11 protein-coding genes and 3 pseudogenes are annotated in these 12977 nt (G+C 73.3%); 6 read left to right on the forward strand and 8 right to left on the reverse strand.

Annotation, left to right across the window (positions count from 1 at the left end; translation table 11 throughout):
• A pseudogene (locus IG63_RS23530) lies at positions 1–109 on the reverse strand (lipoyl synthase); the annotation flags it as partial.
• 148 nt (positions 110–257) lie between these two features.
• Between IG63_RS23530 and IG63_RS0108850 the strand changes: the two are divergent.
• On the forward strand, positions 258–617 hold the full coding sequence (locus tag IG63_RS0108850; protein ID WP_030484010.1) for an ArsR/SmtB family transcription factor: 360 nt from the start codon (positions 258–260) through the stop codon (positions 615–617).
• Positions 614–1114: an SRPBCC family protein gene (locus tag IG63_RS0108855; protein WP_030484011.1), complete on the forward strand. Its 501-nt coding sequence runs from the start codon at positions 614–616 to the stop codon at positions 1112–1114. Before IG63_RS0108850 ends, IG63_RS0108855 begins: the two co-directional genes overlap by 4 nt.
• Positions 1115–1132: 18 nt before the next feature.
• Here the strand turns inward: IG63_RS0108855 and IG63_RS0108860 are convergent, their stop codons facing one another.
• The 3 genes from IG63_RS0108860 to lipB form a co-directional block, all read right to left on the reverse strand.
• Positions 1133–2065: an ABC transporter permease gene (locus IG63_RS0108860; protein ID WP_030484012.1), complete on the reverse strand. Its 933-nt coding sequence runs from the start codon at positions 2063–2065 to the stop codon at positions 1133–1135.
• Positions 2065–3015, reverse strand: coding sequence for an ABC transporter ATP-binding protein (locus IG63_RS0108865; protein WP_030484013.1), 951 nt, complete (start codon positions 3013–3015; stop codon positions 2065–2067). The genes IG63_RS0108860 and IG63_RS0108865 overlap by 1 nt, the downstream gene beginning before the upstream one ends.
• Positions 3016–3076: 61 nt before the next feature.
• Positions 3077–3817, reverse strand: a complete 741-nt coding sequence (gene lipB / locus IG63_RS0108870) for a lipoyl(octanoyl) transferase LipB (protein WP_051706450.1) — start codon at positions 3815–3817, stop codon at positions 3077–3079.
• 61 nt (positions 3818–3878) lie between these two features.
• Here lipB and IG63_RS0108875 point away from each other — a divergent pair, with 61 nt between their 5' ends.
• Entirely contained in the window at positions 3879–4412 is a 534-nt protein-coding gene (locus tag IG63_RS0108875) for a hypothetical protein (RefSeq protein ID WP_030484015.1), read from the forward strand.
• Here IG63_RS0108875 and IG63_RS0108880 read toward each other — a convergent pair.
• Positions 4372–5265, reverse strand: coding sequence for a TIGR01777 family oxidoreductase (locus tag IG63_RS0108880; protein ID WP_030484016.1), 894 nt, complete (start codon positions 5263–5265; stop codon positions 4372–4374). The two genes, IG63_RS0108875 and IG63_RS0108880, sit on opposite strands and share 41 nt — an antisense overlap.
• Positions 5266–5366: 101 nt before the next feature.
• Here IG63_RS0108880 and lpdA (IG63_RS0108885) point away from each other — a divergent pair, with 101 nt between their 5' ends.
• Together lpdA (IG63_RS0108885) and IG63_RS0108890 are read left to right on the forward strand one after the other, a co-directional pair.
• Entirely contained in the window at positions 5367–6755 is a 1389-nt protein-coding gene (lpdA, locus tag IG63_RS0108885) for a dihydrolipoyl dehydrogenase (RefSeq protein WP_030484017.1), read from the forward strand.
• Between the two features lie 191 nt (positions 6756–6946).
• Positions 6947–7894, forward strand: coding sequence for a type IV toxin-antitoxin system AbiEi family antitoxin domain-containing protein (locus IG63_RS0108890; protein ID WP_030484018.1), 948 nt, complete (start codon positions 6947–6949; stop codon positions 7892–7894).
• Positions 7895–8017: 123 nt separating this feature from the next.
• Here IG63_RS0108890 and sucB read toward each other — a convergent pair.
• A pseudogene (gene sucB / locus IG63_RS0108895) lies at positions 8018–9577 on the reverse strand (2-oxoglutarate dehydrogenase, E2 component, dihydrolipoamide succinyltransferase); the annotation flags it as partial.
• A gap of 65 nt (positions 9578–9642) precedes the next feature.
• Positions 9643–11067, reverse strand: a pseudogene (gene lpdA, locus IG63_RS22090) (dihydrolipoyl dehydrogenase); the annotation flags it as partial.
• On the opposite strand from lpdA (IG63_RS22090), the gene IG63_RS0108910 reads away from it, so the two are divergent.
• Complete coding sequence (locus IG63_RS0108910; RefSeq protein WP_051706455.1) at positions 11066–11470, forward strand: hypothetical protein; 405 nt, start codon at positions 11066–11068, stop codon at positions 11468–11470. The pseudogene lpdA (IG63_RS22090) and the gene IG63_RS0108910 overlap by 2 nt on opposite strands.
• On the opposite strand, the gene IG63_RS0108915 is transcribed toward IG63_RS0108910, so the two are convergent.
• Positions 11453–12964: a leucyl aminopeptidase gene (locus IG63_RS0108915; protein WP_157210090.1), complete on the reverse strand. Its 1512-nt coding sequence runs from the start codon at positions 12962–12964 to the stop codon at positions 11453–11455. The two genes, IG63_RS0108910 and IG63_RS0108915, sit on opposite strands and share 18 nt — an antisense overlap.
• Positions 12965–12977: the final 13 nt, after the last annotated feature.

The following is a 12977-nucleotide window of genomic DNA, read 5'->3' on the forward strand; positions in this document are numbered from 1 at the left end:
CCAGCTGCTGCAGCTCGGTGTACTGCGGACCCATCCGCGCGCGGGTCTTGATCCACTCCGGCTTGCGCTCGATCGGGGTCTCGGCGTTGCGGGCCTCCAGCCGCAGCAGCTTGCGTCCTGCGGGCTCGGCGGGGTTGGTCGACGCCGGTCGTGTGGCCTGCTCAGGTGCTGATGTCACACGCTCCACTGTACGTCGCGCCCCAGCGCACCGTCGTCCGCACCTGGCCAATGCGTAACCGCTGCGTTACCTTTTGTGGGTGGACGCCTTCGCCGCTCTCGACGACCCGGTACGCCGCAGCGTGCTCCGGCAGCTGCGCGCCGGTCCGCAGCGCGTCGTCGACCTGGCGCGGGACCACCCGGTGTCGCGACCGGCGATCAGCCGGCACCTGCGCCACCTCCACCAGGCCGGCCTGGTGCAGGTGGCCGAGCAGGGGCGCGAGAGGCACTACTCGCTGCGCACCGAGGGCCTGGAGCCGGTCGCCGCACTGCTCCGGGAGCTCCGGCCGGAGGCGCCCCTCGTCACCGACCACCACCTCGACGCCCTCGAGACCGAGGTGCGCCGCACCACCCGGGAGCGGCGAGCCTCGCCCGCCCCGGCACGAGAGGAGTCGGCATGAGCCGCACGCCCACCGGACGCATCCTGCAGCAGGACGGTCGACCCGTGCTGCGCCTCACGCGCACCTTCCGCGCCCCGCGCGAGGACGTGTGGGCCGCGGTCACCGAGCCCGAGCGGCTACGACGCTGGATCGGCACCTGGTCCGGCGAGCCCGCCACCGGCCGGGTCACCTTCGTGATGGAGGCCGAGGGCGACGCGACGGGCGAGGAGATGGAGATCCGCGAGTGCGTGCCGCCGCGGGTGCTGCGGCTGACCTCGCACGTCGGCGAGGCGCGCTGGCACCTCGACCTGGTCCTCGAGGAGGACGACGGCGTGACGACGCTGACCTTCGAGCAGCCGGGGGTCGACCCCACCGAGGCCGAGAGCACCGGCCCCGGCTGGGAGTACTACCTCGACCGGCTGGTGGCGGCCGAGACCGGCGGCGACGTCGACGCGATCGACTTCGAGCGCGACTACTACCCGGCGATGGTCGGGCACTACCGCGACCAGGCGCGCTGAGGCGGGTCCGGCTGCGCGTCAGACGTCGCGGCGGGTGAAGACCGGGAGCGAGACCAGCACCGCGAGCAGCGTGAGGGCCCCCAGGAAGGCCGCCGGCCCCAGGTAGGGGGAGCCCGCCAGGGTGAAGGCCTCTCCGGGACCGTCCTGCACCCACTCCAGGGCGTTGCGGCCGACCGACCAGCTCGCGACGTCGGGCACGGGGAGCAGCCCGAGCGCGATCTCGCCGCCGACGGCGTAGACGAAGAGCAGGCCGAGCGTGGCGACGGTGTGGCGCAGCGCCATGGTCAGCGCGAAGGCGCCGAGCGCGGCGCAGGCGGCCAGGACGACGCTGCGGCCCACCTGGGCGGCGGCGTCGAGGGCGACACCGTCGCCGACCTCGAGACCGCGGGCCCGGGCCACCGCGGCCAGCACGCCCCAGAAGGCGAGCAGCGCGACCGCGGTCGTGGCAGCCGACCAGACCAGCGCGGCGACCGCCTTGGCCAGCCAGACCCGCAGGCGGCGCGGCTCGACCAGCAGCTGCGTGCGCATCGACCCGGTGGCCCAGTCGGCGCCGACGAAGGTGCTGGCGGCCACGACCATCAGGCAGACCACCACCAGCGCCACCTCGACGCCACGCTGGGGCAGCACCTCGGCGAGGTCGAGCGGGGTGCGCGGCCAGAAGCGCTCCGGGTCGGGAGCCAGCACGCCGAGGCAGTCGTCGGCGACGGCGTCGGGGCCGAGGTAGTCGGTGGGGGAGTCGCGGCAGGCCTCGACCTCGGCGCGGACCCCGGGGTCGCGCAGGGTCAGCTCGGCCTGGCTGACGGCGTCGTCGCGCTCGGCCTCGGTGAGCGCGCGTGACTCCCAGGCCGTGAGCCCGGCGGCGACGAGGGCGAAGAGGACCGCGGCGAGCATCAGCGCCGCCACGGCCGGCCGGGCGCGCCAGCGGGTGAGCTCGACTCCGAGGAGACCCATCAGCGCTCCCCGTCCGCCGGGGTCGGCGTGCTCGACCCGTCCGGCGCGCGACCGGTGAGCTGGAGGAACACCGACTCGAGGTCGGGGCGGACCTCGATCAGCTCGGTGACGTAGTGGCCCCGGGCGGCCAGCGCCCGAGTGATCTCCTCAGGGCGCTCGTGGCCCTCGACGAGCAGCGCGTCGCCGTCGCGCGCGACGGTGCGGCCCGCCGAGCGCAGCACGTGCTGGGCACCGCGGAGGTCAGCGACCTTGACGCGGGTGCGCGACGTCCGCTCGCCGAGCAGCTCGTCGACGCGGCCGGAGGCCAGCAGCCGCCCGTGGTCGATGACGGAGACGGAGTGGCACAGCTGCTGCACCTCGACCAGGTTGTGCGAGCTCAGCAGCACCGTGGTGCCGCCGTCGCCGAGGCGGCGCACGAGGTCGCGCACCGTGCGCCCGCCGGCGGGGCCGAGACCCGCGGTGGGCTCGTCGAGCAGCAGCAGGTCGGGCGTCTTGAGCAGCGCGGCGGCGATGGCGAGCCGCTGCCGCATGCCGGGGGAGTACGACGCGTAGGAGGAGCGGGCCCGGCTCTCCAGGCCCACCTGGTGGAGCACCTCGTCGACGCCGGTGCGGGAGAGGCCGAGCGTGCGGCCGACCAGCTGCAGGTTGGTGCGACCGGAGAGGTGGGGGCTGAAGCCGGGGGAGCCGATCACGGCGCCGACGCGGTCGACGACCTGCGGCAGCTGCGAGGGCACCTTGAGCCCGAAGACGCGCGCGACGCCCTTGTCGGGCCGGGCCAGGCCGAGCAGCATCCGCATCGTGGTGGTCTTGCCCGAGCCGTTGGGCCCGAGGAAGCCGTGCACCCCGCCGGCCGGCACGGCCAGGTCGAGGCCGTCGACGGCGACCCGTCGGCGCAGGCCGTGGCGGTAGGACTTGCGGAGTCCGCTCGTCTCGATCACGAGCTCGCTCACCCGGTCACACCCTTCCGTCCGGCACCGTGCTGGCAGTCCCCCAGCATGGCGGAGCCGGGGGTCAGGTCAGCGGATTGAGCACCGGGACACGCAGGCTGTCGGCCGCGGCTGCCGCGGTCCGCTTCGACGGGTCGGGCCGGGCCTCGTAGTCGGGCGTGGCGTCGTACGGCGTCCACGCGAGCAGCGCGTCGAGGTGGCGGCGCACCGACGGCAGCACCTCGGTGACCGTGACCCGTCGCCCGAGCTCCTCGGAGAGCGTCGTGACGCCGGCGTCGGCGATGCCGCAGGGCACGAAGCGGTCGTACCAGCCCAAGTCGACGTCGCAGTTGAGCGCGAAGCCGTGCATCGTCACCCCGCGGCTGACCCGGATGCCGATCGCGGCGATCTTGCGCTCCGGGCGGCCGGCGGCGTCGGCCTGCAGCCACACGCCGCTGCGACCCGGCACCCGGGCCGTGGCCACGCCGAGGTCGCGGCAGACCGCGATCAGCGCCTCCTCGAGGCGGCGCACGTAGTCGACGACGAGCACGTGGTCGGGCAGTCGCACGATCGGGTAGCCGACGAGCTGGCCGGGGCCGTGGAAGGTGATCTTGCCGCCCCGGTCGACGTCGATGACCGGGGTCCCGTCCTGCGGGCGCTCGTGGGGCTCGGTGCGCTTGCCCGCCGTGTAGACGGGCGGGTGCTCGAGCAGCAGCACGGTGTCGGGCGCGCCCTCGACCACCTCGGCGTGCGCCGCGCGCTGTCGCTCCCACGCGTCGAGGTAGTCGACGGGGGCGTCGGTCAGGTCGCGGTGCTCGAGGGCCACGCCGTCGAGATTACCTGTGGACGACGCAGGCACCCCGCGGGATCGGGGGCAGGGTGACCGGGTGAGCAGCTGGCGGTGGGTCGGACTCGGCATCACCGCCTGCGTCGTTGCCCTCGCGCTGCTCGCCCCGGGCGGCCCGGCGCAGGCGCCCGACCGCGACGCCCCGACCCGGTCGGAGGCCGCGCCGGCGCGCGACGACGTACGCCGCGCGGTCGCGGTGCTCACCGCGTGGGACGAGCGTCGCGCCGCGGCCTGGGCCGCCGTCGACGCCTCTGCGCTGCGCGCCCTCTACGCGCCCGGCTCCTCGGCGGGCCGCGCCGACGTCCGGCTGCTGCGCCGCTGGCGCGACGCCGGCTGGCGCGTGGAGTGGCTGACGACCCAGCTGGTCTCGGTGCGGGTGCGCCTCGCCGCGGCCCGCCGGTTGGAGCTGAGGGTGGTCGACCGCCTGGCCGGCGGACGGCTGGTCTCGCGGGCCGGCGACGAGCGGGTGCTGCCCGGCACCCCACCCCGCGCACGCTCGCTCGTGCTCGAGCGACGCGGCGGCGACTGGCGGGTCAGCGCGTCGGGTGCAGCGCCTCCGCCACGACCGCCGTGACGTCGGCGTCGTGGAAGCGGTAGCCGGAGTCGAGCAGCACCTGGGGCACGGCGTTGACGGAGCCGAGCAGCTCCGGGGCCATCGGGCCGGCGGCCCGGGCCAGCACGGGGCCCGGCACCTTGAGGAGGGCGGGGCGGTGCAGCGCGGACGCGAGCGCCCGGGTGAAGTCGGCGTTGGTGGGGGTCTGCGCGCAGCACAGGTTGACCGGACCGCTGACGTCGCCGCCGGCGAGGTGAACGACGGCGTCGACCCAGTCGCGAGCCGAGATCATCGGCATGTGCTGCTCGCCGGAGCCGAGAGGCCCGCCGAGACCGGACTTGAAGAGCAGCCGCAGCATCCCGAGCGGCTGGCTGCGTCGGTCCATCACGGGGCTCGTGCGGAGCACGCAGACGCGGGCGCCCGCCTCCGCGGCCGGTGCGGCGGCCGCCTCCCACGCGCGGGTCACGCGCGCCAGGAAGGCCTCGCCCTCGCTGGGGGCGGACTCCGGCAGCGGGGTCGCCCCGTGGTCGCCGTAGCAGGCGATGCCGTTGCCGGCGAGGAAGGCCGGCTTGCGGTCGCCCTCCGCGATCGCCCGCGCCAGCACCTGCGTGGTGGTGACGCGGCTGGTCATCACGGCGCGGGCCCACTGCTGGGAGTGCACGTTGCCGATCAGCGGCGACCCGGCGAGGTTGACCACGACGTCGTGGGCGTCGACGACCTCCGGCCCGAGCGCGGCGCCGTACGGGTCCCACCGGACCTCGCCGGCGCCCGGCTCCCGTCGTACGAGTCCGGTCACCTCGTGCCCGAGCGACTCCAGTCGCTCGCGCAGACGGGTCCCGAGGAATCCGGTCGATCCGCCGATCAGCACACGCATGGGAGACACGGTAGGCGTGTGCCCGATGCGGGCCCACCCATGTGACCCGCGGGTTGCCCACCGGGTGTCGGTGCAGGTGGTGGCCGCACTAGGCTCGCGTCGTGAGCGATTTCGATGTCCTCGTCCTCGGCGCCGGACCCGGTGGGTACGTCGCCGCCATCCGTGCCTCGCAGCTCGGCCTGAAGGTCGGCGTGGTCGAGAAGCAGTACTGGGGCGGCGTGTGCCTCAACGTCGGCTGCATCCCGTCCAAGGCCCTGCTGCGCAACGCCGAGCTCGCGCACACGCTGCAGCACGAGAAGAAGCTCTTCGGCATCAGCGGCGACGCCACCATGGACTACGGCGCCACGCACTCGCGCTCGCGCGACGTCTCCGCGGGCATCGTCAAGGGCGTCCACTTCCTGATGAAGAAGAACAAGGTCGAGGAGATCCACGGCTGGGGCACCTTCAAGGACGCCAAGACGATCGAGGTCGACAACGACGGCGAGAAGCGCACCGTCACCGCCGACCACGTCATCATCGCCGCCGGTGCCACCACCCGGCTGATCCCCGGCACCTCGCTCTCCGACAACGTCGTGACCTACGAGGAGCAGATCCTCGACGCCGAGCTGCCCGGCTCCATCGTGATCGCGGGCTCCGGCGCCATCGGCGTCGAGTTCGCCTACGTGATGAAGAACTTCGGCGTCGACGTCACCATCGTGGAGTTCCTCGACCGGATGGTCCCGACCGAGGACGCCGAGGTCTCCAAGGAGCTGCTCAAGCACTACAAGAAGCTCGGTGTCGACGTCCGCCTCGGCACCAAGGTCGAGAAGCTCGAGGACACCGGCTCGGGCGTCAAGGTCACCGTCTCCAAGGACGGCAAGGAGGAGGTCATCGAGACCGACAAGGTCCTCCAGGCCATCGGCTTCGCGCCGCGGCTGGAGGGCTACGGCCTCGAGGCGACCGGTGTGAAGACCACCGACCGCGGCGCGATCGCCGTCGACGAGCGCGGTCGCACCAACGTCGAGGGCGTCTACGCCATCGGCGACGTCACCGGCAAGCTGATGCTGGCCCACACGGCCGAGGCGATGGCCATGGTGACGGCCGAGACCATCGCCGGCGCGGAGACGATGGAGGTCGACTTCGACATGATCCCGCGGGCGACGTACTGCCAGCCCCAGATCGCGTCGTTCGGCTACTCCGAGGAGCAGGCCAAGGAGAAGGGCTACGACGTCAAGGTCGCCAAGTTCCCCTTCTCGGCCAACGGCAAGGCCCAGGGCCTGGGCCACGCCGTCGGCTTCGTCAAGATCGTCGCCGACGCCGAGCACAACGAGCTGCTCGGCGCCCACATGATCGGCCCCGACGTCACCGAGCTGCTCCCCGCGCTCACGCTCGCCCAGAAGTGGGACCTCACCGCCGACGAGGTCGCCCGCAACGTCTTCGCCCACCCCACGCTCTCCGAGGCCGTCAAGGAGGCCATCGAGGGCATCGCGGGCCACATGATCCACATGTGAGTGGTCTTCTCGCGGCGCTGGTTCCCCAGGTTCACCTGGGGAACCAGCACCTCACACGCGTTGCAACGCATGTGAGGTGCCAGGAGCTCGTGTGAAGTCCTCGTGCTCCACAGGGTTGCCGAAGGGCGCGCTTGTCCACAGTCGCGAATTCACCGTGGTGGCTGGCGGGCGCCTCGTCGAGGCTTCGACCCATGGATCCCCTACGGCTGATCGCGGCGGCAGAGGGTGTCTTCCTGCGACGCGAGGCGCTGGACTGCGGGTACGACGACCGGCAGATCGCCGCGCTCGTCCGCGCGAGGGTCTGGCACCGCGTGCGCCGCGGTTGCTACCTGCCGTACGACGTCTGGGACACTCTCGACGCCACCGAGCGACACCTGGTCCTGGCCCACGCCGTGAGGCGCAGCACGCCGGGCCCGGTCGTCTTCACCCACGCGACGGCGCTGGTCGCGCTCGGGATCGCGGTCTGGGGCGTGGACCTCTCGCGCGTGCACGTCACCCGTCTCGATGCCGGAGCGGCCAGGCGGCAGCCCGACGTCGTGCACCACGTGGGTCGGCTGCCCGAGGACGAGGTGCTGCACGTTCGCGGGCTCGACGTCAGCGCGCCGGCCCGCGCCGTGGTCGAGACCGCCACGGTGGCCCATCTGGAGCCGGCCCTCGTGTCGGCCGACAACGCGCAGTTCCTCGGGCTCACCGACATCGACGACCTGCACCGGACCTTCGAGAGGCTGTCGCACTGGCCCGGCTCGCAGAAGATCCACGTGCTGCTGATGTACACCGATGGGCGGCACGAGTCGGTGGGCGAGACCCGGTCCATGGTCCTCTTCCACAGGACGAGCATCCCGCTGCCTGAGCCCCAGCGAGAGGTGTATGACGACGCCGGACGGCTGGTCGCGGTCGCTGACTTCGACTGGGACGAGCTCGGGACGCTGGGCGAGTTCGACGGCCGCGGCAAGTACTTCCGCGCCTACGACCCGGACAAGAGCCCCGATCAGGTCGTCTATGAGGAGAAGCAGCGCGAGGACCTCGTCCGGGGACTGACCGGGAAGTCCTTCTTCCGCTGGGACTGGACCGACCTGGGTCGTCCGCGGCAGCTCGAGAGCCGCTTCTGGGACCACGTCAGGCGTCGCCGAGCCGCGTGATGGCGCACCCAGCCTCACTTCACACGGGTTGACCGCACTTCACACACGTTGCAACGCATGCAAAGTGCCGGTTTCCCAGGTGAACCTGGGAAACCGACACTTCGGTCCGCGTCGTGGAGGTGCTCAGACGTCGAAGGAGCCGGACTCCAGGCGCGCCTTGACGTCCTGCAGGAAGCGGCCGGCGTCGGCGCCGTCGACCAGCTGGTGGTCGTAGGTCAGCGCCAGGTAGACCATGTGACGCACCGCGATCGTCTCGCCCAGGTTGGGGTCGTCGATGACGACCGGGCGCTTGACGACCGTGCCCGGACCGAGGATCGCCACCTGCGGCTTGTTGATGATCGGGGTGTCCCACAGGGCCCCGACGCTGCCGAGGTTGGTGATCGTGAAGGTGCCGCCCGACAGGTCGTCGGGACCGATCTTGTTGGTGCGCGTGCGCTCGGCGACGTCGGCGATCTTCTTCGCCAGCCCGGCGATCGAGAGGTCACCGGCGTCCTTGACGACCGGGGTCAGCAGACCCTTCTCGGTGTCGACGGCGAAGGCGACGTTCTCCCGGTCGTAGTAGGTCACCTCGCCCGCCTCCAGGTCGAAGGTGGCGTTGAGCGCCGGGTGGGTCTTGAGCGCGTCGACCGCCGCCTTGGCGAAGAAGGGCAGGTAGGACAGCTTCACGCCCTCGCGGGCCAGGAAGTCGGCCTTCTCGCGATCCCGCAGCCGCGCGATCTTGGTGACGTCGACCTCCACGACCTGCGTCAGCTGGGCCGAGGTCTGCAGCGACTCGACCATCCGCGTGGCGATGACCTTGCGCAGCCGGCTGATCTTCTCGGTCTTGCCGCGCAACGGGCTCGGGGCCGTGGGCTGCGGGGCGCGGTCGCTGCTGCGTCCCGCAGACGACGCCTCGCCGGCGTCGGCCGCGGCCGGCTCGTCGGCCGACGACGCCTGCTTGGCCGCCTCGGCGGCCGCGAGCACGTCCTGCTTGCGGATCCGGCCGCCGACGCCACTGCCCTCGATGCTCCCGAGGTCGACCCCGTGCTGGGCCGCGAGCTTGCGCACCAGGGGGGTCACGTACGCCGTGTCGCCCGAGGAGCTTGCCTGGGAGCTGTCCTGGGAGCTGCCCTGGGAGCTGCTCGAGCCCTTGTCGTCCTGCGGCCCGGCCTTGGGGGCGCCGGAGGTCTGCTCCTCCTGCTTCGACTCCTTCGACGGCGCGGGCGCCTTCTCCTGCTTCGGCTCCTGCTTCGGCTCCGGCTCGGTCTCCGGCTCGGGCTCCGGCTCGGGCTCCGGCTCGGGCTCCGGCTCGGGCTCCGGCTCGGGCTCCGGCTCGGGCTCGTCGGAGGTGTCCGCGGCGTCGGCGTCACCGACGAGCGCGAGCTCGGCGCCGACCTCGACGGTCTCGTCCTCCTCGGCCTTGATCTCCAGCAGGGTGCCGGCGACGGGGGAGGGGATCTCGGTGTCGACCTTGTCGGTGGAGACCTCGAGCAGGGGCGGCTCGTCGTCGGTGTCGTCGGAGGCCTCGTCGGAGGAGCCGGAGGCGTCGTCGGAGCCGCCGCCCTCGCCCTCGTCGCCCACCACGCAGAGCTCGGCGCCGACCTCCACGGTCTCGTCCTCCTCGGCCTTGATCTCCAGCAGGGTGCCGGCGACGGGGGAGGGGATCTCGGTGTCGACCTTGTCGGTGGAGACCTCGAGCAGGGGCGGGCGAGGTGCGCCTCGCCGAGCGCCTCGTGCTGGGTCGGGTGGGCGTGGACGAGCGGCGTCACGTCGTCGGGATGGGCCTCCCAGCCGACGATCAGCTGGGCCTCGCCCACCAGCTCGCCGACGCGGCTCCCGACCAGGTGCACGCCCACGACCGGGCCGTCGGAGACGCGCACGAGCTTCACGAAGCCCGACGTACCCAGGATCTGGCTCTTGCCGTTGCCGGCGAGGTCGTAGACCAGCGTCTCGACGGCGTCGCCGTGCTGCTCGCGGGCCTGCGCCTCGGTGAGACCGACGGAGGCGACCTCGGGCTCGGAGTAGGTGACGCGCGGGATGGTGCTCTCGGCCACCGGCACGGGCTCGAGCCCGGCGAGCTGCTCGGCCAGGAAGATGCCGTGCTGGAAGCCGCGGTGGGCCAGCTGCAACCCGGCGACGAGGTCGCCGACGGCGTACACGCCCGGCACCGAGGTCTGCAGCGTGGCGTCGACCGTCACGAAGCCGCGCTCGGTGGCCACGCCCTGCTCCTCCAGGCCGAGCCCGTCGGAGACCGGGCCGCGGCCGACGGCCACGAGCAGCAGGTCGGCGTCGTGGGTCGCGCCGCCCTCGACGGTGACGCTGACGCCGGACTCCGTGGCCTTGACGGCCTCGACCCGGGTGCCGGTGTGGAAGCGGATGCCGCGCTTGCGGAAGGCGCGCTCGAGGGCCTTGGAGCAGTGCTCGTCCTCGGCCGGCACGAGGTGGGGCAGCGCCTCGAGCACGGTGACCTCGGACCCGAAGGAGCGCCACACGCTGGCGAACTCGACGCCGATGACGCCGCCACCCAGCACGATCACCGAGCCGGGGACCTCGGTCAGGCCCAGCGCGTGCTCGGAGGTGAGCACCCGCTCGCCGTCGACCTCGACGCCGGGGAGGGTGCGCGGCTGCGACCCCGTGGCGAGCACGACGGCGCGGGAGGCCGTCCAGGTCTGGCCATCGACCTCGACGGTGCGCGGACCGCTCAGCCGCCCGGTGCCCTCGACGACGGTGATGCCGCGACCCTTCACCAGCCCGGTGAGGCCCCGGTGGAGGCGCGAGACGACGCCGTCGGCGTAGGCGTTGACGGCCTGCATGTCGACGCCCTCGAGCGTCGTGCGCACGCCGAAGCGCTCGCCGTGACGGGCGGTGTCGGCGACCTCGGCCGCGTGCAGCAGGGCCTTGGTGGGGATGCAGCCGACGTGAAGGCAGGTGCCGCCGACCTTGTCCTTCTCGACGAGGGCCACGGAGAGCCCGAGCTCGGCGGCGCGCAGCGCACAGGCGTAGCCACCCGAGCCTGCGCCGAGCACCACGACGTCGAACTCCCGCCCGCTGGGTGCGGTCGCGGAACCGTCGGACACGACTGACCTCCCTGATCGTCGGCTTCCATCCAACCACCTCCGTCGGGCGTCGATCACACCCCCGTCGTGACCCGTCGGTAGCCGCGGGGCGGGGTCGATGCCGCACACTGGTGCCATGGGCCTGCTCGACCGCTTCCGAGGCCGTCCTCGTCGTCGCCCGCGACGTCGTGGCGGCGACGGTCCCGTCGTACGCGCCTCCGACGGAGCCGACCAGCAGCACCTGGCCGACTTCGTGAGCACGCGGCGCGGCGTCGAGGGCTTCGTCGAGCCGCGCACCACCGTCACCGACGTGACGGTGCTGCTCGTCGCCTACGACGGGGAGTGGACCCGGCGCCGGGTGCCCTCGGTGCAGTGGGCCCACGACTTCTGCAACCGCCACGGCGTGCCGTCGTACGACGCGGGCCTGGTGGGCGTGCCCCAGCGGATGCGCGACTACAACCGGCGGCAGAAGCAGCAGCAGCGCGACCTGCTGCGCCGGCCCATCGAGGGCTCCGCCGAGAGGTCAGTCGACGACGAGTGAGGCGGCGTACTGCACCAGGGTGCTGACGCCGTAGCCGGTGGCACCCGACGGCACGTGGCCGCTCGCGCCCCCGGTGTTCCACGCCGGACCGGCGAGGTCGACGTGCGCCCAGGGGGTGTCGCCGACGAAGCGCTCCAGGAAGGCCGCGGCGAAGAGGGCGCCGCCCCAGCGCACCCAGTTGCTCTGCAGCACGTCGGCGACGGGGCTCTCGCCCACGGCGGTGCGGCTCTGCTCGGGGATCGGGAGCCGCCACGCGAGCTCGCCCGCCTGCTCCGCCGCCGCGAGGACGCCGCCGGCCGTGGCGTCGTCGCCGAAGACGCCGGCGTAGCGGTCGCCCAGCGCCACCATGCAGGCCCCGGTCAGGGTGGCGGCGTCGACGACGGCGTCGGGTCGCTCGGCGACCGCCATGGCGAGCGCGTCGGCCAGCAGGAGCCGGCCCTCGGCGTCGGTGTTGGTGACCTCGACGGTCTGGCCGTCGTGCATCGTCAGCACGTCGCCGGGTCGCATCGCCGAGCCGGAGGGCATGTTCTCCGCCATGGGTGCGTAGCAGGTCACCTCGACCGGCAGACCCAGCGCGGCGATGGCGAAGGTGGCGGCCAGCACGGTGGCCGCCCCGCCCATGTCGTACTTCATCGTGGTCATCGAGCTGCCCGGCTTGATGGTCAGGCCGCCGGAGTCGTAGGTGATCCCCTTGCCCACCAGGGCGAGGCGGGCGGCGGCGTCGGCGGGTCGCCAGGTGAGCTTGACCAGGCGCGGCTCGTTGGCCGAGCCCTGGCCGACGCCGAGCACGCCGCCGCAGCTCAGCTCGCGGAGCTCGTCTGGTCCGAGCACCTCCACCTCGACCTTCGGCCCGCGCCCCTTCTGCGCGGCGGCGAGGGCGACGACGGCGTCGGCGAAGGCGGCCGGGGTCAGGTCGTTGGGAGGCGTGTTGACCCAGTCGCGGGCGTGCGCCACGTGGGCGGCCAGCACCTCGGCCCGCTCGAGCGCGGCCACGGCCTCGGGGTCGCGCGCGACCGGGCTCAGCAGCGAGACCTCGCCGACCGCGGTCGGCTCCGCGCCCGACTTGTAGCGGGTGAAGGAGTAGCTGCCACCGGCGAAGCCCTCGGCCACGGCACCGACCTGGGCGGGGGTGGTCATCGGGAGCGCCAGGGAGACCGACGCGGCGTTGCCCAAGTGGCGCGCCGCGGTGCCGGCTGCGCGTCGCAGGGCGTCGTCGTCGACCGCCTCGTCGGCGCCGAGGCCGACGAGCAGCAGCTGACCGGCGCGCAGCGTGTCGCCGGTGGGCACGCGGAGCACCTCGCCCAGGTCGCCCCGGAAGGCGCTGGCGCTCAGCAGCGGGCTGAGCCTGCGGCCGTACGCCGCCGCGACCTCCTCGCCGCCGGCGGCGACGGCAGGCGCGCCCTCGCCGCGTCGGACCACGCCGACCACCACGACGTCGGTGCGGGTCTTGGCCGGACTGCCCTTGCGCAGCGTGTAGGTCGTCACGCGAGGCATCGTAGGCGGACGT

It is taken from the genome of Nocardioides aequoreus, assembly GCF_000720335.1.
GTDB lineage: Bacteria > Actinomycetota > Actinomycetes > Propionibacteriales > Nocardioidaceae > Marmoricola > Marmoricola aequoreus.

Bases quoted from the DNA above. Each gene is read 5' to 3' on its own strand.
- IG63_RS0108860 (WP_030484012.1), bottom strand. From the start codon at position 2,065: ATGGGTCTCCTCGGAGTCGAGCTCACCCGCTGGCGCGCCCGGCCGGCC.
- IG63_RS0108910 (WP_051706455.1), top strand. From the start codon at position 11,066: ATGGGCCTGCTCGACCGCTTCCGAGGCCGTCCTCGTCGTCGCCCGCGA.
- IG63_RS0108855 (WP_030484011.1), top strand. From the start codon at position 614: ATGAGCCGCACGCCCACCGGACGCATCCTGCAGCAGGACGGTCGACCC.
- IG63_RS0108880 (WP_030484016.1), bottom strand. From the start codon at position 5,265: ATGCGTGTGCTGATCGGCGGATCGACCGGATTCCTCGGGACCCGTCTG.
- IG63_RS0108915 (WP_157210090.1), bottom strand. From the start codon at position 12,964: ATGCCTCGCGTGACGACCTACACGCTGCGCAAGGGCAGTCCGGCCAAG.
- IG63_RS0108890 (WP_030484018.1), top strand. From the start codon at position 6,947: ATGGATCCCCTACGGCTGATCGCGGCGGCAGAGGGTGTCTTCCTGCGA.